The 17,317-nt window shown below is 60.9% G+C and carries 17 protein-coding genes; 11 read left to right on the forward strand and 6 right to left on the reverse strand.

Annotated elements, in window-relative coordinates; translation table 11 throughout:
* Positions 1-109: 109 nt before the first annotated feature.
* From DBZ45_RS13905 to DBZ45_RS13930, 6 genes are all read left to right on the forward strand, one after another.
* Positions 110-1,603 carry a sugar ABC transporter ATP-binding protein gene (locus tag DBZ45_RS13905; protein WP_223257083.1) on the forward strand — a complete coding sequence of 498 codons (1,494 nt, stop codon included), beginning with the start codon at positions 110-112 and terminating at the stop codon, positions 1,601-1,603.
* On the forward strand, positions 1,600-2,592 hold the full coding sequence (locus DBZ45_RS13910) for an ABC transporter permease (protein WP_223257081.1): 993 nt from the start codon (positions 1,600-1,602) through the stop codon (positions 2,590-2,592). Before DBZ45_RS13905 ends, DBZ45_RS13910 begins: the two co-directional genes overlap by 4 nt.
* Before the next feature lie 49 nt (positions 2,593-2,641).
* Positions 2,642-3,709, forward strand: a complete 1,068-nt coding sequence (locus DBZ45_RS13915; RefSeq protein WP_111904473.1) for a substrate-binding domain-containing protein — start codon at positions 2,642-2,644, stop codon at positions 3,707-3,709.
* An 84-nt stretch (positions 3,710-3,793) separates the two neighbouring features.
* Positions 3,794-5,521: a dihydroxyacetone kinase family protein gene (locus DBZ45_RS13920; RefSeq protein ID WP_111904474.1), complete on the forward strand. Its 1,728-nt coding sequence runs from the start codon at positions 3,794-3,796 to the stop codon at positions 5,519-5,521.
* Positions 5,518-5,979: a ribose-5-phosphate isomerase gene (locus DBZ45_RS13925; RefSeq protein ID WP_111904475.1), complete on the forward strand. Its 462-nt coding sequence runs from the start codon at positions 5,518-5,520 to the stop codon at positions 5,977-5,979. Before DBZ45_RS13920 ends, DBZ45_RS13925 begins: the two co-directional genes overlap by 4 nt.
* Positions 5,980-5,984: 5 nt before the next feature.
* A complete protein-coding gene (locus tag DBZ45_RS13930; RefSeq protein ID WP_111904476.1) occupies positions 5,985-6,728 on the forward strand; it encodes a GolD/DthD family dehydrogenase in 744 nt (247 codons plus the stop codon).
* A gap of 375 nt (positions 6,729-7,103) precedes the next feature.
* Here the strand turns inward: DBZ45_RS13930 and DBZ45_RS13935 are convergent, their stop codons facing one another.
* The 6 genes from DBZ45_RS13935 to DBZ45_RS13960 form a co-directional block, all read right to left on the reverse strand.
* Positions 7,104-7,505: a thioesterase family protein gene (locus tag DBZ45_RS13935; protein ID WP_111904477.1), complete on the reverse strand. Its 402-nt coding sequence runs from the start codon at positions 7,503-7,505 to the stop codon at positions 7,104-7,106.
* A gap of 39 nt (positions 7,506-7,544) precedes the next feature.
* Entirely contained in the window at positions 7,545-8,462 is a 918-nt protein-coding gene (locus DBZ45_RS13940; RefSeq protein ID WP_111904478.1) for a cyclase family protein, read from the reverse strand.
* A 25-nt stretch (positions 8,463-8,487) separates the two neighbouring features.
* A complete protein-coding gene (locus DBZ45_RS13945) occupies positions 8,488-8,964 on the reverse strand; it encodes a MaoC family dehydratase (protein ID WP_111904479.1) in 477 nt (158 codons plus the stop codon).
* A gap of 51 nt (positions 8,965-9,015) precedes the next feature.
* Positions 9,016-10,635 (reverse strand): AMP-binding protein, encoded by a 1,620-nt coding sequence (locus tag DBZ45_RS13950; protein WP_111904480.1) that lies wholly within the window; start codon positions 10,633-10,635, stop codon positions 9,016-9,018.
* A gap of 45 nt (positions 10,636-10,680) precedes the next feature.
* Positions 10,681-11,655, reverse strand: coding sequence for an aldo/keto reductase (locus DBZ45_RS13955; RefSeq protein WP_111904492.1), 975 nt, complete (start codon positions 11,653-11,655; stop codon positions 10,681-10,683).
* Positions 11,656-11,778: 123 nt separating this feature from the next.
* Entirely contained in the window at positions 11,779-12,081 is a 303-nt protein-coding gene (locus DBZ45_RS13960) for an NIPSNAP family protein (protein WP_111904481.1), read from the reverse strand.
* Positions 12,082-12,242: 161 nt separating this feature from the next.
* Here DBZ45_RS13960 and DBZ45_RS13965 point away from each other — a divergent pair, with 161 nt between their 5' ends.
* The 5 genes from DBZ45_RS13965 (at position 12,243) to istB (ending at position 17,254) form a co-directional block, all read left to right on the forward strand.
* On the forward strand, positions 12,243-13,196 hold the full coding sequence (locus DBZ45_RS13965; protein ID WP_111904482.1) for a sugar kinase: 954 nt from the start codon (positions 12,243-12,245) through the stop codon (positions 13,194-13,196).
* Positions 13,193-13,942, forward strand: coding sequence for an IclR family transcriptional regulator (locus DBZ45_RS13970; RefSeq protein WP_190243140.1), 750 nt, complete (start codon positions 13,193-13,195; stop codon positions 13,940-13,942). The genes DBZ45_RS13965 and DBZ45_RS13970 overlap by 4 nt, the downstream gene beginning before the upstream one ends.
* Positions 13,939-14,565, forward strand: a complete 627-nt coding sequence (locus DBZ45_RS13975) for a bifunctional 4-hydroxy-2-oxoglutarate aldolase/2-dehydro-3-deoxy-phosphogluconate aldolase (protein WP_111904484.1) — start codon at positions 13,939-13,941, stop codon at positions 14,563-14,565. The genes DBZ45_RS13970 and DBZ45_RS13975 overlap by 4 nt, the downstream gene beginning before the upstream one ends.
* A gap of 683 nt (positions 14,566-15,248) precedes the next feature.
* On the forward strand, positions 15,249-16,466 hold the full coding sequence (gene istA / locus DBZ45_RS13980) for an IS21 family transposase (protein WP_111904276.1): 1,218 nt from the start codon (positions 15,249-15,251) through the stop codon (positions 16,464-16,466).
* On the forward strand, positions 16,466-17,254 hold the full coding sequence (istB, locus tag DBZ45_RS13985) for an IS21-like element helper ATPase IstB (RefSeq protein ID WP_111904277.1): 789 nt from the start codon (positions 16,466-16,468) through the stop codon (positions 17,252-17,254). Before istA ends, istB begins: the two co-directional genes overlap by 1 nt.
* The last annotated feature ends 63 nt before the right edge of the window (positions 17,255-17,317 follow it).

Genomic DNA, 17,317 nt, shown 5'->3' on the forward strand with positions numbered 1-17,317 from the left:
TCCCCCGTGGCGATGAGACGGCAAGCAAAGGAGCTCGATACAGGTGTCGACCGTCCAAACCGACGACAGAACTACGGTCGTCCCCATGCTCGAATGTTCGGGCATCACCATGTCTTTTGGAGGTATCCCCGTCCTCAAAGGGATCACCTTCACCCTGGAGCCGGGAACCGTCACCGCCCTCGCCGGCGAGAACGGAGCAGGCAAGTCAACACTCATGAAGATCGCCTCGGGTCAGTACCGCCCTGACAACGGTCAGGTTCAGGTCCGCGGCCAGCACCTGCCAAGCGGCAGCGCGCAGGCCGCCTATTCCTTGGGTGTGGCTATTGTTCCGCAGGAACTCGCGTCAATCCCCGAGATGATGGTCTATGAAAACCTGTTCATCGGACGGGAGCTGAAGAACGGATTCGGAATTCTCGACCGCGGCGCAATGATCAAGGCCGCCAAAGGTTACCTTGAAGAATTCGGCCTGGAAACAGACCCGAAAACACCGATGAAGGCACTGCCCGTGGGCGTGCGACAGATCATCGAAATCATCAAGGCAACCCATCGCGGGGCTCGTGTGCTGCTGCTGGACGAACCCACCAGTGCCATCGCAGAACGCGAAGTCGCGCGCTTGGCCGGGATCGTCCGGACGCTACGGGACCAAGGCGTAGCCATCCTCTTCACCACACACAAGATGGAAGAGATCCGGGCGATGGCCGACCGTGTCGTCGTACTCCGTGACGGCAAACTGGTCACCGACACACCACTCGGCGAGATCACGGACGACGGCATCGTCACCGCAATGATCGGTCGCGAACTCGATCAGCTGTTTCCGGACAGGCCGGACGCCGGTGCCAGCACAGTGCTCGAAGTCGACAACCTCGTCATCGCACCCGGTGCTGACCCGATCAGTTTCACGGTCAGGAGTGGTGAAATCCTCGGTCTGGCCGGACTCGTCGGTGCCGGACGAACCGAGCTCATCGAATGCATCTACGGCATCCGCAAACCCTTATCCGGGACGGTGCGGGTCTCCGGCAGCACGCTGAAGCCGGGAGCCCCGCTCAGCTCCATCGCCCGGAATCTGGCGATCGTACCGGAGGACCGAAAAGGCGCCGGCGCCGTCCTGTCCATGAGCGTTCTGGACAACGCAACCCTTCCTAGAATCGCAGCGTTCTCGAAGTTCGGTATCCTCAGCCGCCGCAAGCGCCAGGGGACCATCGGCACGGTCATGAAATTGATGCGGCTCAAGAGCAATGGCCTTGACCAGCACCTCGAAAACCTCTCCGGCGGCAACCAACAAAAAGTCGTCTTCGGCCGATGGCTCACCGGCCAGGTCGATGCACTGCTGCTCGACGAACCCACACGGGGCGTCGACGTCGGTGCAAGGAGCGAAATCTACCGCATCATCACAGAACTCTCGTCCGCCGGGATGGCTGTCGTCATGGCTTCCAGCGATATGCCCGAGATCCTCAGCCTCTCCCACCGCGCGTTCGTGATGCGCGAACTCGGTGTCGTCGGCGAACTCACCCGCGCCCAACTTGACTCCCCGACAGTTCAGGACACCATCTTCCGACTCGCCTCCGGTCAGAACACCGCACCCGTGAAAGACACCACATCATGAATACAACCATCGAAGCCCTCCCCGCCGTGCAACGCCGGGACTGGAAAGAATTCGCCAGCGCCTTCCTCATCCGCCACATCATGGTCGTGGTGATGCTGCTCATCGTTGCTTTCTTCGCCTACCGCAGCGCCCGCTTTGCCACGCCGGATAATTTGACCAACATCCTCATCGCGGCGGCACCTTTCGCGCTCATCGCCCTGGGGCAGACGCTCGTGATCCTGACCGGTGGCATCGACCTCTCCGTCGGCAGCGTCATGGCCGCCAGCGCCATGGCGGCCGCCTGGACCGCTAAGAACGCAGGCGACAACGCCATGCTGCCGTTGGTGGCAGCCGTGATCACCGGCCTGCTCGCAGGGTCCATTAATGGGCTGATCGTCAGCAAATTCGAAGTGCCTCCGTTCATCACCACACTCGGCATGCTGACCCTGGCATCCGGCATTGCCTATGTCATTGGCAACGGCGCTCCCATCAACGGGTTGCCCGCCAGCTTCGGCTCCTTCGCCAACACCCAGATCCTCGGCCTGACCCTCCCGGTCATCCTCATGATCCTGGCGATCCTGGTTCTGGCCTTCGTAATGAAACGCACAAACTATGGCCTGCGCGTTTATGCAATCGGCGGCAACCGCCTGGCCGCAGAAATCGCGGGCGTTCGCTCCCGCAACATCCTCTTCAGCGTCTACGCCATCAGCGGCGTACTCGCCGGCCTGTCCGGGCTCATGCTCGCCTCCCGGGTTATCACCGGCGCCCCCAACCTTGGCCAAGGTTACGAGCTGGACGCCATCGCTGCCGTTGTCATCGGTGGAGCGAGCCTCATGGGTGGCCGGGGAACCATCTGGGGCACGGCAATCGGGCTGCTGTTGATCCAAACCATCAACAACGGCCTGGATCTGCTGCTCGTACCTGCGTACTGGCAGAACGTCATCAAGGGCGTAATCATTGTCGCCGCCGTCGGCGTCGATGTATGGGCCGCCCGCCGCGGCAGCCGCTGACAGCCAGAAAACCACCCTCCACTAACCCAAACCAATGAGAAGGAACATCATGAAGAAAGCATCCTCAGTGACGAAGAAGCTGCTCGCCGGCACGGCGATGGCCGCCATCGCCACGCTAGGGCTCACGGCCTGCGGCGCCGGAGACCCCAGCGCGAGTGGCGGTGACAAGACAATCACTGTCGGTGTGACCGTGTACGACATGTCCTCGTTCATCACGCAGGGCAAGGAAGGCATGGAGGCTTATGCCAAGGCCAACGACATCAACCTTCAATGGAACTCGGCTGGTGGAGATGTTTCTACCCAGGCGAACCAGATGGACCAGTACATCAACAGCAAGGTCGATGCCATCATCATCGTCCCGGTCCAGGCCGACTCCCTGCAGCCGCAAGTTGCTGCTGCCAAGGCGGCAAATATTCCCGTCATTGACGTCAACACCGCACTCTCCGGCGCTGATCTGAGCGCCAGCGTGCAGCCCGATGACGTGGCAGCAGGCGAACAGGAAGCAACGATGATGGTCGAAAAGCTCGGCGGCAAGGGCAACGTCGTCGTCCTCGAGGGACCCATCGGCTCCTCCCCACAGATCAACCGGGGCAAGGGAATCCAGAACATTCTGGCTAAGAACCCGAATATCAAGGTCCTGGCCAAGGACACCGCCAACTGGAAGCGCGACGAAGCCGTCAACAAGATGAGCAACTGGGTGTCCGCCTTCCAGGGCGAGATCGACGGCGTGATCTCCCAGAATGACGACATGGCGCTCGGTGCGATCCAGGCACTGCGCGAAGCAGGCGTCAAAAACATACCCGTCGTAGGCATCGACGGCATCGAAGACGGACTCAAGGCCGTACAGGCCGGGGACATGATCGGCACTTCGCTTCAGCACGGGACAGTCGAGCTCGCCGCAGGCCTCGCCGTCGCTGCAAAGATTGCCCGCGGCGAGGACGTGAACAAGAAGCCCCTCTACACGATGCCCGCCATCACCGCCGACAACGTCAACGATGCCTTCAAGAACGTCGTGACCGGGCGGGAAGCATTCCTCGAAGGCCTGCCCAAGCTCATCGACGAAAACCTCAAGAGCGGCAACATCGCCTACGAAGGCCTGCCCGGCCAGACGAAGTAGTCCCTCATTCACGCAGCCGGGGTCCGACCATGACGGGCCCCGGCAAGCACTCTCAGCAAACCTTCCGACCGGAGCGCTCCACCCATGACTGTCCTCTATAACGACCCCGCCGATTTCGCCGAAGATCAGTTCGCCGGCTTCCTCGACCTCTATTCCGACCGCCTGCGAGGTGTCCCTGGCGGGGCCGTCGCCCATCGCTCTGAGACGCCGCAGGTAGCGGTCGTCGTCGGCGGAGGCTCAGGACATTACCCCGCGTTCTGTGGCATCGTCGGTCCCGGCTTCGCTACCGGAGCCGTCGTCGGCAACGTCTTCACCTCCCCCAGCGCCGCCCAGGTCTATTCCGTAGCCAAAGCAGCCCACCAGGGCCAAGGCGTTGTCCTCACCTTCGGTAACTACGCCGGCGACAACATGAACTTCGGCATCGCCGCCGAACGTCTGCGCAAGGAAGGCATCGACACACGCATCGTCGTCGTCACCGATGACATCGCCTCCTCGCCCACGGAATCTGAACGCCGTGGCATCGCGGGGGACTTCACCGTCTTCAAGGCCCTCGGCGCCGCCGCCGCATCGGGGCTGGACATCGATGAAGTGGAACGGATCGGCCGTGCAGCGAACGCCGCGACCCGCACCTTCGGTGTCGCGTTCTCCGGCTGCACCATGCCGGGAGCTACCTCCTCTTTGTTTACCGTGCCCGAACAGCACATGGGCGTGGGACTAGGCATCCACGGCGAACCCGGCATCCGGGACGAGCCCCTCAAGACTGCGGACGAACTGGCGCGGCTCCTCGTGACCGATCTACTGGCCAGCGCACCCGCCCGCAAGTCCTCCCGCGTGGCCGTCATCCTCAACGGTCTCGGCACCACCAAATACGAGGAACTCTTCCTCGTCTGGAAGACCGTGGCCCCGCTTCTGCGCGAGGCCGGTTTGGAAATCGTCGAACCCGAGGTAGGGGAGCTCGTCACCAGCCTTGATATGGGCGGCCTGTCCCTGACCCTGATGTGGCTCGACAAGGAACTCGAGCACATGTGGAAGGCCGACACCTACACACCGGCCTATCGCAAGCAAAACGCACTCCTAACCGGCCTGCGCCCCGCCCACACCGGCCATGACTCCGCTGAGGCACATGACGACGCCCCCACACCACACACGTCTGCCCTGCCCGTCGCCCGGCTCGTCCTCGACGGCCTCCGCACCCTGGCACGCACCATGCACGACAACGCGACCGAACTGGGCCGCATCGACGCTGTTGCCGGCGACGGCGATCACGGCCGTGGCATGGTCAAAGGCGCCGACGCAGCCCTCGCCGCGGCGGAAAGCGCAGCCTCCGCCTCCGCGGGACCCTCCTGGATCCTCCGGAAAGCCGGGCAGGCCTGGGCCGCCGCCGCGGGCGGAACCTCCGGCGTGCTCTGGGGCGCAGGGCTGGAAAGCGCCGGAGCAGCGCTGGACGACCAGGCAGCCAAGTTCGGCCGCGGCGAACTGGCCGCAGCTGTGCACGCCTTCGCCAGCGCAATCACGGACCTCGGTCGTGCGACGCCGGGCGACAAGACACTCGTCGACGCGCTGCTTCCGTTCGTGGACAGCCTCGAGCTCTCACTCATGAGCAGTACGGACCCCGCTGAAGCCTGGTCGACAGCAGCAGCTACGGCCACGGCTGCCGCCGAGGCAACCGCGGCCCTCACACCAAAGCTTGGACGGGCACGCCCTCTGGCCGACAAGAGCGTCGGCACGCCGGATGCCGGCGCGACCTCGTTCAGCATGATCGTCCGCGCCCTCGAGACACTTGCCCCCGCAACAGAAAGGACCCAGCCATGACCAACACCAAATGGCGCATCGTCGTCGGAAGCGATGAAGCAGGATACGACTACAAAGAAGCCCTCAAACGTGACCTTGAAGCCAACGGGCTCGTAGCCTCGGTTGTTGACGTGGGTGTTCCTGCTGACGGCCATACCGCCTACCCTCACATCGCCGTCGACGCCGCCCGCATGGTTGCCGAGGGCAAAGCCGACAGGGCACTGCTGGTCTGCGGCACGGGCCTTGGGGTCGCCATCACCGCCAACAAAGTCCGCGGCATCCGCGCTGTCACCGCGCACGACTCGTTCTCCGTCGAACGGAGCATTCTCAGCAATAACGCCCAGGTGCTGTGCTTCGGCCAGCGCGTTGTCGGCCTCGAACTGGCCCGCAGGCTGGCCAAGGAATGGCTGACGTACGAATTCGATACCAGCAGCCCCTCGGCCGAAAAGGTCCAGGACATCTGCGCTTACGAAGGATAAGAGCAATGGAACAGAACTTGGAAGGCCGCACCGCCGTCGTGACCGGCGCTGCCAGCGGCATCGGCTACACCGTCGCTCACCATTTCGCCTCCCATGGAGCCCGAGTAGTCGGCGTCGACCTCTCGGACCGTGTCGGCGCCCTCATGGCCGAACTTCCCGGCTCAGGTCACCACGGTATCGCCCGCGACCTCACCGCTCCGGAGGCAGCAACCGAGGTCATTGCCGAAGCCGTCCGCGTTGCCGGCACACCCCACATCCTGGTCAACTCGGCAGGCATCGCCCTGCTTGACCCGGCAGTGGACGTACCGGCCGCCCGCTGGCAGGCGACGCTGGACGTCAACCTCAGCGCCAGCTTCTACATGGCACAAGCCGCGGGCCGCGTCATGATCGAAGCCGGCTACGGCCGCATCATTAACCTCGCCTCTCAGGCAGCGGTCATTGGACTCGACCAACACGCAGCCTACTGCGCCTCAAAGGCCGCAATCGTGGGTCTCACACACGTCCTCTCGCTGGAATGGGCACCCAAGGGTGTCACCGTCAATGCAGTGTCACCTACCGTTGTTGAGACCCCGCTCGGCAAAAAAGCCTGGGCCGGAGAAAAAGGCGAGAAGGCCAAGCGCGAGATTCCCGTGGGCAGGTTCGCCCAGCCCGACGAGGTCGCGTCCCTCATTGCCTACCTTGCCAGCGACGTGGCCGCGATGATCACCGGCAGCAACGTCTTGATCGACGGCGGCTTTACCACCGTCTAATCAGTCATCGCACAACAGCGGAGCACGCTGCATCATGAGATGTTCCGCTGTTGTGTGAGGCCCGAAGGTCAAGAGGCGTCATGGGGTCGACTCGTTTTCTGGGACGCCATGTGTTGCCAAGGCATGGCGGCCCCAGCGGTCCTTCTCCAGAGTGGTGCCGGAAGGGACGTCTTTGCTGGCCTCTACGGTGAACAGTTTGCGTGATTTACCAGTGACGACAAAACCGCAGCCCATCCAGTTGCAGCTAGAAGCTGACTTGTCGCGCCACTACCGCATGTGGCACAGGACACCAACTCGTCCGAGGGGCCAGAGGCAGGCAAGCTTGCCATGGGGCCTTCCCCAATGGAGGGGCCGGCGTGAAACGTCCCAACACTTTCACATCGGTGCGAGGGAGGCTTTTTTATCGGCAAGTCGCGAGCCGAACGAGTCTAGGTCAACGACGAAACGCTCATGGGTGCTGGTGCCGATCGTCTCGATATCATCCCTGACGTCAACTTCGAAGGTAACCTTCCGACGATCAATTTCCCTCACCGTGGCGACAGCTGAGACCTTCTGTCCCAGCAGCGTCGGTGCAACGTGGGCGACCGTTATCTTGGTTCCCACGCTGGACTGATGGCTCGGGAGATGAGAAGCCAGGGCGGCAATCGCGGTCTCCTCGATGAATAGAACCAAATCGGGAGTGGAAAAAATCTGGTACTCGCCGCGGCGGGTGCAGTACTTCTCCTCGACGGTTCGGGTGAGGGTAAAGGTGTCTCCGATTTGTAGGTTATCGAGCATTGGAATCCTATCTGTCGATTTTGCGCAGTTGGGCGGATATCAAAAAATTGCAATTGGATTGACCGGTGAGCCGGTCGCTCCTACGAAACGCAGCGGCGCGAGAGTGAAGAGGAACTCCCAGACGCCCAATTCGCTGCACGTCATGGAGAGTTGCTCAAGGTACATGTTGTCGATGAGGGGCATGCCCATCGCATTCAACGCCAATGCGTGAATCGGGGAGTCGACACCCGGAACAGGACTTGGCCGGCAATCGCTGTCCCCGTCAGATCCAAGCACGGCAACATTGTGGCTCCCCAGCCACTTCATCGCATCTGGCAGAAGGCCAGCGCTGAAATTGCTTGGATCCCAAGGACCTAGAAAATTACGTCGGCGTCGGTGCCCGGTGCGGACCAGGACCACGTCGCCCGCACGCATTGTCAGGTTCGCGTCTTCCGCCGTCCGTTCGAGTTCAGCGGCACCCACTCCAGTACCAGGTTCCAGCCACTCCGCTTTGCGCAGAAGGGGCAGGTCCAGCAAGACGCCCCGTCCGGTAATGCCTTCCGAAGCCGCCATCACCGATCCGAAGGATCCTCCTGCGCTGGTAACTGCTTCGGCTGATTCCACTCCGTTATAGAGCTTTCCTTTGTAGTTGCAATGACACAACGCGTCGAGATGGGTCACAGACTTGCCATGGAAATCCATGCCAACAAAGTCTGTATTCACGCGCGGCTCGCTGGAACAGGAATCACTTAGCTGGCTCATGTAATGCAGTGCTGGTTTCGAGTTGTCTGGAGCAGGCTGCTGATCCAGATTGTGAGCCAAGCTGACCGTGCGACCGATCCTCACAGCAGATGCGGCTTGGACGACTGACTCAGCGGTAAGGAAATTGAGCGTGCCGCGGTCATCGTCCTCGCCCCAGCGGCCCCAGTTGCTCAATTCTGTATACAAGGCGTCGAAGCCGGACTGGGCAAGTTGCATTGAGGGTGAGTGGCTCAAGACTGATCTAGCTCTCGATCAAGGAGCGTTCTTCTGACGGTTCCGTGAACCGCTCTTCCAAACCGTCTTCAATCCGGAATATGAAAAGCTCGGCCTCGCCTTCCAACGCGACAATGCCGTCATTTCGTGTCACCGTGGTGTCGACCCAGATACGGGATCGTTTCGTGTCAATAGACGTAACTGCCGTCGTCACGGTTATCGTGTCGCCCAACAAAACTGGAGCTGTGAACCTCAGGTTTTGGGATACGTATGCACTGCGGACACCTAATAGCTGTGCAAGAGTGGCGCCAATGTAGCCGGCGCTGAGCATGCCGTAAGACACCCGCTTACCGAACCGGGTCGACTTGGCAAATTCCTCGTCTAGGTGCAGAGGTCCGCGGTCACCGATGAGACCGGCATAGACGACTACGTCGGTCTCGGTGATTGTGCGAGTCCATTTTTCCGTATCTCCAACGGAAATATCCTCAATAGCTTTGAACTGCATTACTACAACCCTTTCGTATGGTGCTGAACGTCACTCGATGAGAAATGGTATTTAGCCTGAAACCAGTTCGCGAAGAGAGATTCCAGCTGTGGCTCGGTCCCAGGAGGACGCTGTTACCCCGGCGTCGCGTAGCAGCGACTTCTGCGGTTTGCCCGTGGGCGTCCGAGGAAGATCATCGACGAAGGTTATGTAGCGCGGGACCATGAAATGCGGCAGCCGCGTAGCCAGATACCGCAACAGCTCCGGGTGACTCAGATCTGCCCCGTTTCTCCGGACAGCGTAAAGCATTACGTCATCATCGCCATCGAGTCCGGAAGGGACGCCAACGGCTGCGCAGGCGGCAATGTCTTCGTGCGTCAGCGCAGCGGACTCAATCTCATACGACGAGATGTTCTCCGCTCGGCGCCGAATCCGCTCCTTCGCTCTGTCCACGAAGTACACGTATCCGTCTTCCGTGATGTAGCCCAAATCTCCTGAGTGAAACCAGAGGTTCCGCCAGGCGCTAAGGGTGGCCTCCGGCATGCGAAGGTAACCCTGGGCGATGGTCCAAGGCTGCTTGGGGCGCAGCGCGAATTCGCCAATCTCGCCCCTGGGCATTTCGATGTCGGTGTCTGGGTCCACCACGCGGAAATCGAAATAGTCCGTCCTTGCTCGTCCGCACGACCCGATACGGGTCGCTTCGTCAAATGGTTGCCAAACTGGCACCGCAACCTCGGTCATCCCCCACGTTTCAATCCCGCGAAGGCCAAAGCGCTTCTCGAAGTCTGTCGCAATTTTTGCCGGGAAGGGCGATGCGATCAGCCGGGTCATCGGATTGTCAGCATCGTCCGGCAAGGGGGGCAACTTGTGAACCATCTCTACCAATGGCCCGTGCGCGAGTGCTACAGTCACGCCGTACTCACGGATCCTCTGGAGCCAGGTGTCGGCCGAAAACCGAGTGTCTAGGATGACCTTTCCGCCCGCGATCATGCTGCCGTAAATTGCGATGAACTTCCCTGCGACGTGGAACAGCGGGATGAAGCAGTACCAGACGTCATCTTCGCTCAGTCTCACTCCCTCAAGCCCGAGAGTTGCAAACAAGGTGATGTGTCCGTGCGGCATCATCACGCCCTTGGCTGGGCCGGTAGTTCCAGAGGTGTAAACCACTGAGGCGAGGTCAGATGCCCATATCGTCCTTTCTGGAATGCCTTTCGACGCATCGAGCACGTTCCGAAACGACGTAACACGTATCTTCTGAAAGTCAGGCCGCTCGATCGGTTCCGCTCCGGGAAGAACCACAATCGTGGCCAGGTGGGTCAGCGACTCCTGGATTTCGTGGACTCTAGGGAGCAGCTCCGGTTCGATGAACATGACCCGCGCCTGCGAGTTTTGAAGGGCGTGTTCCAATGAGTGCGCCCTATATCCGGTGTTGATTGCCACTTCCACAGCGCCGGCAAGGGTGATGCCCAGCCAGGTGCAGACAGAATCGATCGTATTGTCGGCCATAATGACAACGCATTCACCCTTTGCAACGCCAAGCGCCGCCACCCCGCCGGCAATGGTGCCGGCATAGTCATATACCTCTTTGTATGAAAGGGCATTCCCGCCGACCATTTGAAGGAAGGGCTTATGGCCGGACGTCAGCGCCCGCTCCCGCAAGACATCAGGAAGCTGTTGGTTTCTACTCGCCATGTGAATCTCTCCAAGTATGCAAAGGTATGGATATGGGTGACCGTTTCAGATAACCGCCGACATGTCCCCGTAGCGGTCTCCTGCGGCCACGCCGAGAGGTGCGATCTCGTTAAGTCGCGCTAATTGCTCCGCCGTCAGTTCAATCTTTTCGGCGGCGGCATTCAGCTCGAGGTTCACCCGCCGTCGAGTACCCGGGATAGGTACGATGTCGGGGCCCTGTGCCAACACCCAAGCCAGGGACAGCTGCCCCGCCGTGCAGCCGATTTCATCTGCCACTTCGCGGACTCGGGCCACCAATTCCAAGTTCCGGTCAAACGCTTCACCTTGGAATCGCGGCGAGTGCCGCCGGTAGTCATTGCTGGCCATGTCGCTTTTCTTCTCGATGGCGCCCGTCAGGAATCCACGCCCCAGGGGGCCATAAGCAACCATTCCGATTCCGAGTTCACGGGTAGTCTGCAAGACGTCAGTCTCAATATCCCGACTCCAAAGGGAGTACTCGTTCTGCACCGCGGCGATCGGATGAACAGCGTTCGCCCGTCGAATCATCTCTGAGGATGCCTCAGACAGGCCGATGTACCGGACCTTGCCTGCTGCTACCAGTTCCGCCATGGCTCCGACAGTTTCCTCTATCGGCGTATCAGGGTCCACTCGGTGCTGCCAGTAGATGTCGATGTTGTCCACGCCCAGCCGCTGCAGGGAAAGGTCGCAGCTGCTCCTGACATACTCGGGCGTGCCGTTGACTCCTAGATGCTGCCCGGTCGATGATCGCACAAGACCAAACTTTGTAGAAATGACTATGTCTTTCCGATGAGGCGCTAGTTCTCTACCCACTAGCGCCTCATTCGCGAAAGGCCCGTACACGTCAGCGGTGTCGAAAAGCGTGATGCCGAGTTCTACGGCGCGGCGCAGCGTTGCTCGAGATTCGGCATCGTCACGGCCGCCATATGCCCCCGACATGCTCATGCAGCCCAGGCCCAGGGCAGACACAGCCAATTCGCGGCCGAGGTTTCTCTTTTCCATCATGACTCCGTTGTCTATTCGTTCGTGATATCCGCTACCTGCCTGGCGCATTATGGCCGGCTTATCTGCATCATGCGCACTCGATATGCCCATTTCGCACGCTATAGGAGCGCGGGGTGCTGGTCAACCCGGAAATGCTTTCGCCACGACCTGCACCTGCATGTTGAGAATAAACTTCCTTGGTTCGTCGCCGATGACCTCAGCCCGCTCAGGGGAAGCCCTGTAGCGCGCCTCCTGTTCGGCCAGGGTCCCCGAACCAATAAATTCCCTCACCCAGATGAATTGGGACCGGCCTTCATCGACCCAGGCGGCCCGAACGGGCATCCCGAACTTCTCATGCATAGGGACAACTTTCCCCGCGAACAGAGTTAGCCAGTCCTGCATGCCGCCCGCAATGATGTCGTAGGTTCGCAACTCGAAACGCACTATTTCTCCTGTCGGCCGCGGCGAAGCGGCAATTTCCCAAGCAAATGTGTATGTCGCCCTTCATCATATGCATAGGCGCTGCGTAAAATGAAGAGCTGTGTTAAGATTGGGGCAGAGGTTCAGTTCGGGCAACAGTGCCGGCGAGAGGAAGGCGGTTTATCGTGGAGGATGATCCCATCTTTGACGTCATTACGTTGGGCGAGACGATGGCCGCCATCCACAAGCAACCCGAATCCGATCTCTACCGGGTCTCTCCCGCCGGAGCGGAATCCAACGTGGCGATCGGCCTGGCGCAACTGGGGTGTTCAACGAGGTGGGTGTCCCTCCTTGGCGGCGACAACTTCGGCGAACTTGTGCACGATGCTATTGCCAGCCACGGAGTCGATGTCCAAGCGCCTCGTGACGCCCGGCATCCCACCGGCCTCATGGTCAAGGAAATCAATAGAGGCCGCTCCCGCGTCATTTACTACCGCAGCCAGAGCGCAGCCAGGCACATGGATAAAGGCGTATTCGCTCACCTCGCGGGCTCACGCTGGCTGCACCTGACGGGCGTCACACCAGCGCTCTCTGCCAGCACAGCGGACCTCACGGCCGCTATCATTCAGGGAAGATCCGGCCACAATTACAAGGTCAGTTTCGATGTGAACTACCGACCCGGACTTTGGCCTGATGAGACGACGGCAGCGAGATGCCTGATCGACCTTGCCCGTCACGCCGACCTTGTTTTCATCGGAGACGACGAAGCCGAACAGCTCCTGGGCACCACCGACGCTTCTGATATTGCCGCCCAATTATTGCGAGACAATCAGGAATTAATTGTTAAGCGCGGAGCGGGGGCAGCGACTTACATCGGCCGTACCACCGTCTCGGAACCCGCGAAGCGCGTGAAGGTGGTCGATGTCACTGGTGCAGGTGACGCTTTCGCGTCCGGGTATCTCGCTGCTGACTGCTGGGGCTGGAACCCCAGTGCACGACTACGTATGGGGCACTTCATGGCTGCCAGAGTCGTTGGGAGCCTCAGCGATCTGGGTCCCGCAGTCGATCCGAGTAAGATTGCAGCTTTAGCCGGTTCTGAATCTTCGCAACCGACTAGCGAATGGAGCAAACCCAAATGAGCCAGACCCTCGACCGAGCACTAAGCATTCTCTCGATCGTCGCCCAGAAGCCGTGCCACATCAATGAAATCGCGGTTCAGCTTGGCGTCCACCACTCGACAGCTTTACGTTTGCTCCACACACTGCGCAAACACGGCTTTGTCTTCGAACTGCCCGACCACAGATACCGGCTCGGTTCAGCCACCTTCCGTCTGGGATTTCAGGCGCTGGAAGGGATTGACCTGCGGTCGTTGGCACGTCCTGCCATGCAGCGTTTGAATGACATCACGGGTGAAACCGTTCATCTGGGAATCCTCGAGGACAACGACGTCTTCTACGTGGAAAAGATTGAAGCTGTACACCCCGGCATTCGCATGCACTCTCTAATTGGTGCAGCAGCACCGCTGCATTGTACTGGGGTCGCCAAAGCCATCCTTGCTTATCTAGCCCCAGAACGTCGACAGGACCTGCTGAAGCAGCACGAACTCCATCGCTACACCGAGCACACGCTCACGAGCATCGACGAAGTGGAACGCGACCTAGCCTTGGGCGTGGAGCGCGGCTACGTCCTGGACGCGGAAGAACATGACCCTGGAGTACACTGCGTCGCCGCTCCCATTTTCTCTGGCAGCGGCGAGGTGGCAGGAGGCATGAGCATCTCAGTTCCCGTTAGCCGTGTTGACCGAGAAACCCTTTTAGGGTTCGCTCCGGCTCTCCTAAAAGAGAGTCATGAGATCTCGAAGTTACTGGGATGGAGTAAAACATGAGTTACAGAAGCATCGCCATACTCCGAGGCCACAGCGCGGAGCGCACTGCCGACATCGCGGAACAGTGTTGGGCAATAGGCATGGATCTTGTGGAGGTTCCCGTCCAAGGAGCGCTGGGCTGGGACGCGCTGGAAGCGGTGGCTAACTGTGCCAATGGTCGAGCATTCGGAGCGGGCACAGTCCTCAGCCCCGAGGGCGTCACCCGCGCGGTCGGCCTCGGCGCGTCGGTCATCATTAGTCCCGGAATCGACGCCGAGGTCGTCAGGGCCACCCAAGATAGGGGAGCGCTCCCGCTCCCAGGCGTTATGACCCCGACGGACCTTTCTCTGGCGGCCAAGCTCGGCCTAACGGTTGGCAAGCTTTTTCCGGCTGATGTAGTCGGCACCAGTTGGATCAAAGCATTGAAAGGCCCGTTTCCTTCTATGGCAGTGGTCGCCGTGGGTGGAGTCAATGCCACCAACGCTGCCAGTTGGATTGCCGCGGGGGCGAGTGGTGTTGCCTTCGGGAGCAGTATCACTGAGCTACTGGGGCTGAGTAACGCAGAGAATCGGATCAGGGACCTGCACGAACAAATCGCCAGCCGGACCTCGAACACGACGTACGAAGGGGCCGGCCCGGCCTAGAGACGTAGCCCAGGGGTGGTGGCTACCGACGAATCTCCTGGCTGGTGTCGGGCCTCCTTCCCGAGAGTCCTTTCGGGAGGAAAACGGATTGATAGGCAGCGCCGTTGTGGGATCCAAACGCTAGGCCTTTGATCCTCCCGCCGGCTGCCTCAAAATTGCCAGTGATGACCCTGTCATGATGGGCAATTATTCGACCCAAGCACTCTGGCTCGAGTCCCGAGACGACACTTTAGTCCCCGGCTGGGACTGGCATGACGTCTCTTCCTGCTAGGCCCAAACACTGCTGATCCTGAGTCTGAATCTGCGGGGCGCACAGGGAAGAGTTGTTTGGTGACTGGGGACTCGCATCCCTCGTAAAGCCTATGCGTTAATCCACGACGTGGCCTAGTAGGTTACATGAAAATACTGCCCATAGATGGCCACTGAATCACCTGCTAATGACCACGGGGGCTGCCCGCATATCTCCATGACATCTGCCCAGATGTGACCGTTTGGTTTGCCCACATTCTTCACAGGCCCGCCGTGCCGCAGGAAGGCGGGGCCACTTCCCGTTTGGATGCCGGTGTAGGGGACAACAGTAAGAGGCTTGAAGGACAGAATTTCCGCGGGGTGTCGGTGACGGTCGAAAACTGAACCATTGTGACGGTTGAAAACTGAGCCACCCGTTTCAAACGATTGGGTGGGTGATCACTGTGGAGGATTGGGCGCTTATTCGGCGATTGCATCTTGCCGAGGGTGAGTCGATGAGGTCGATAGCGGCGCGGCTGGGGATCTCCCGGAACACTGTTGCCAAAGCGGTTAGTTCTGATGGTCCGCCTGCGTATGTGCGGGCACCTCAGGACTCCGGGATCAAGGCCGTCGAGCCTGCGATTCGTGCTTTGTTGCAGGAGAACCCGCGGATGCCCGCGACGGTGCTCGCGGAGCGGGTGGGCTGGTCGGGGTCGGCGGCCTGGTTCCGGGAGAACGTGGCCAGGATCCGGCCGGAGTATGCGCCGGCTGATCCTGCTGACCGGATCACCTATGATCCCGGGGATCAGGCGCAGTGCGACCTTTGGTTCCCGGAGGTGCAGATTCCCGTTGGAGCAGGCAAGACGCGGGTGTTGCCCGTGCTGGTGATGGTGTCTTCGCATTCGCGGTTCATCATGGCCAGGATGATCCCGTCGCGGATGACCGGGGACCTGCTGGCCGGGATGTGGGAGCTGCTCGGATCCCTGGGTGCGGTTCCGCGGCGGCTGATCTGGGACAACGAAACCGGGATCGGTCGCCGGAACAGTTACGCCGCCGGGGTGGCTGCGTTCGCCGGGGTCCTCGCCACCCGGGTCGTTCAGGTCAAACCCTATGACCCGGAAAGCAAAGGCGTGGTCGAGCGGGCCAACCAGTTCTTGGAGACCTCGTTCCTGCCGGGCCGGGTCTTCACCTCACCGGAGGATTTCAACGCCCAGCTGGCCATGTGGCTGCCGAAGGCCAATGCGCGGCTCGTCAGGCGGACAGGTGCCCGGCCGGCGGAGCTCATCAATGCGGACAAGAAGGCGATGCTGGCGCTGCCACCGGTTCCACCGGTCACCGGATTCACCGCCAGGGTCCGGCTCCCGCGGGACTACTACGTCCGGATGGGGTCCAACGACTACTCCGTCCACCCGCAGGCCATCGGCCGGTTCGTCGAGGTCACCGCCGACCTCGAAACCGTCACGATCAGCCTGGACGGCAGAACTGTCGGAACCCACACCCGGTCCTGGGGCAAGGGCCTGACGATCACCGACCCAGACCACGTAGAGGCGGCAAAGGCACTACGGAAGGCCTTCCAAACCCCTCAGCCGGTGGGTGAGACAGCCGGGCTGCGGGATCTGGCCGACTACGACCGCGCATTCGGGGTCATCCTTGATGACGGGCAGGTCGCCTGATGCCCGCTATCAAGGAAACCGCTGGCCAGATCGAGTACTACTCCCGGGCAATGAAAGCACCCCGGATCCGGGAAGCAGCAACCCGGCTCGCTGATCAGGCCCGGGAAGGAGGCTGGACCCACGAGGAATACCTCGCCGCTGTGCTGTCGCGGGAAGTGGCCGCGAGGGAAGCCTCCGGAGCAGAGATCAGAGCCAGGGGCGCCGGGTTCCCGGCCCGGAAATCACTCGAGGACTTCAACTTCGATCACCAGCCCGGCCTCAAACGCGACACCATCGCCCACCTTGCCACCGGAGCGTTCCTCACGGAAGCATCCAACATCGTCCTGCTCGGACCGCCCGGCACCGGCAAAACACACCTCGCAACCGGCCTGGGCTTACGGGCCACCCAGCTCGGACATCGGGTCCTGTTCGCGACGGCCATCGACTGGGTAGCCCGCCTCCAGACAGCCCACCAGAACGGCAGACTGCCCCAGGAACTCGTAAGGCTGCGCCGCTACCGGCTGATCATCGTCGATGAAGTCGGCTACATCCCTTTCGAGCAAGATGCCGCGAACCTGTTCTTCCAACTGGTCTCATCGCGCTACGAGCACGCCTCGCTGATCCTGACCTCGAACCTCCCGTTCGCCCGCTGGGGCGACGTGTTCGGCGACCAGGTCGTCGCCTCGGCCATGATCGACCGCATCGTCCACCACGCCGAAGTCATCACCCTCAAAGGCTCCAGCTACCGACTCAAACACACCCAAGTCGACTCACTGCCCTCGACAAGACCCGAAAATACGGCAGAATAACCAACGTCAAAGTGGCTCACTTTTCCACCCGCGAAACGGCTCACTTTTCGACCATCGCTGACA

The organism is Arthrobacter globiformis, from assembly GCF_003261175.1.
In the GTDB taxonomy this organism is placed as follows: Bacteria; Actinomycetota; Actinomycetes; order Actinomycetales; family Micrococcaceae; genus Arthrobacter; species Arthrobacter globiformis_A.

What these genes read in the sequence shown, in the direction of transcription:
- DBZ45_RS13905 (WP_223257083.1), top strand. Translation starts at nt 110, where the DNA reads ATGTCTTTTGGAGGTATCCCCGTCCTCAAAGGGATCACCTTCACCCTG.
- DBZ45_RS13910 (WP_223257081.1), top strand. Translation starts at nt 1,600, where the DNA reads ATGAATACAACCATCGAAGCCCTCCCCGCCGTGCAACGCCGGGACTGG.
- DBZ45_RS13915 (WP_111904473.1), top strand. Translation starts at nt 2,642, where the DNA reads ATGAAGAAAGCATCCTCAGTGACGAAGAAGCTGCTCGCCGGCACGGCG.
- DBZ45_RS13920 (WP_111904474.1), top strand. Translation starts at nt 3,794, where the DNA reads ATGACTGTCCTCTATAACGACCCCGCCGATTTCGCCGAAGATCAGTTC.
- DBZ45_RS13925 (WP_111904475.1), top strand. Translation starts at nt 5,518, where the DNA reads ATGACCAACACCAAATGGCGCATCGTCGTCGGAAGCGATGAAGCAGGA.
- DBZ45_RS13930 (WP_111904476.1), top strand. Translation starts at nt 5,985, where the DNA reads ATGGAACAGAACTTGGAAGGCCGCACCGCCGTCGTGACCGGCGCTGCC.
- DBZ45_RS13935 (WP_111904477.1), bottom strand. Translation starts at nt 7,505, where the DNA reads ATGCTCGATAACCTACAAATCGGAGACACCTTTACCCTCACCCGAACC.
- DBZ45_RS13940 (WP_111904478.1), bottom strand. Translation starts at nt 8,462, where the DNA reads ATGCAACTTGCCCAGTCCGGCTTCGACGCCTTGTATACAGAATTGAGC.
- DBZ45_RS13945 (WP_111904479.1), bottom strand. Translation starts at nt 8,964, where the DNA reads ATGCAGTTCAAAGCTATTGAGGATATTTCCGTTGGAGATACGGAAAAA.
- DBZ45_RS13950 (WP_111904480.1), bottom strand. Translation starts at nt 10,635, where the DNA reads ATGGCGAGTAGAAACCAACAGCTTCCTGATGTCTTGCGGGAGCGGGCG.
- DBZ45_RS13955 (WP_111904492.1), bottom strand. Translation starts at nt 11,655, where the DNA reads ATGGAAAAGAGAAACCTCGGCCGCGAATTGGCTGTGTCTGCCCTGGGC.
- DBZ45_RS13970 (WP_190243140.1), top strand. Translation starts at nt 13,193, where the DNA reads ATGAGCCAGACCCTCGACCGAGCACTAAGCATTCTCTCGATCGTCGCC.
- DBZ45_RS13975 (WP_111904484.1), top strand. Translation starts at nt 13,939, where the DNA reads ATGAGTTACAGAAGCATCGCCATACTCCGAGGCCACAGCGCGGAGCGC.
- istB (WP_111904277.1), top strand. Translation starts at nt 16,466, where the DNA reads ATGCCCGCTATCAAGGAAACCGCTGGCCAGATCGAGTACTACTCCCGG.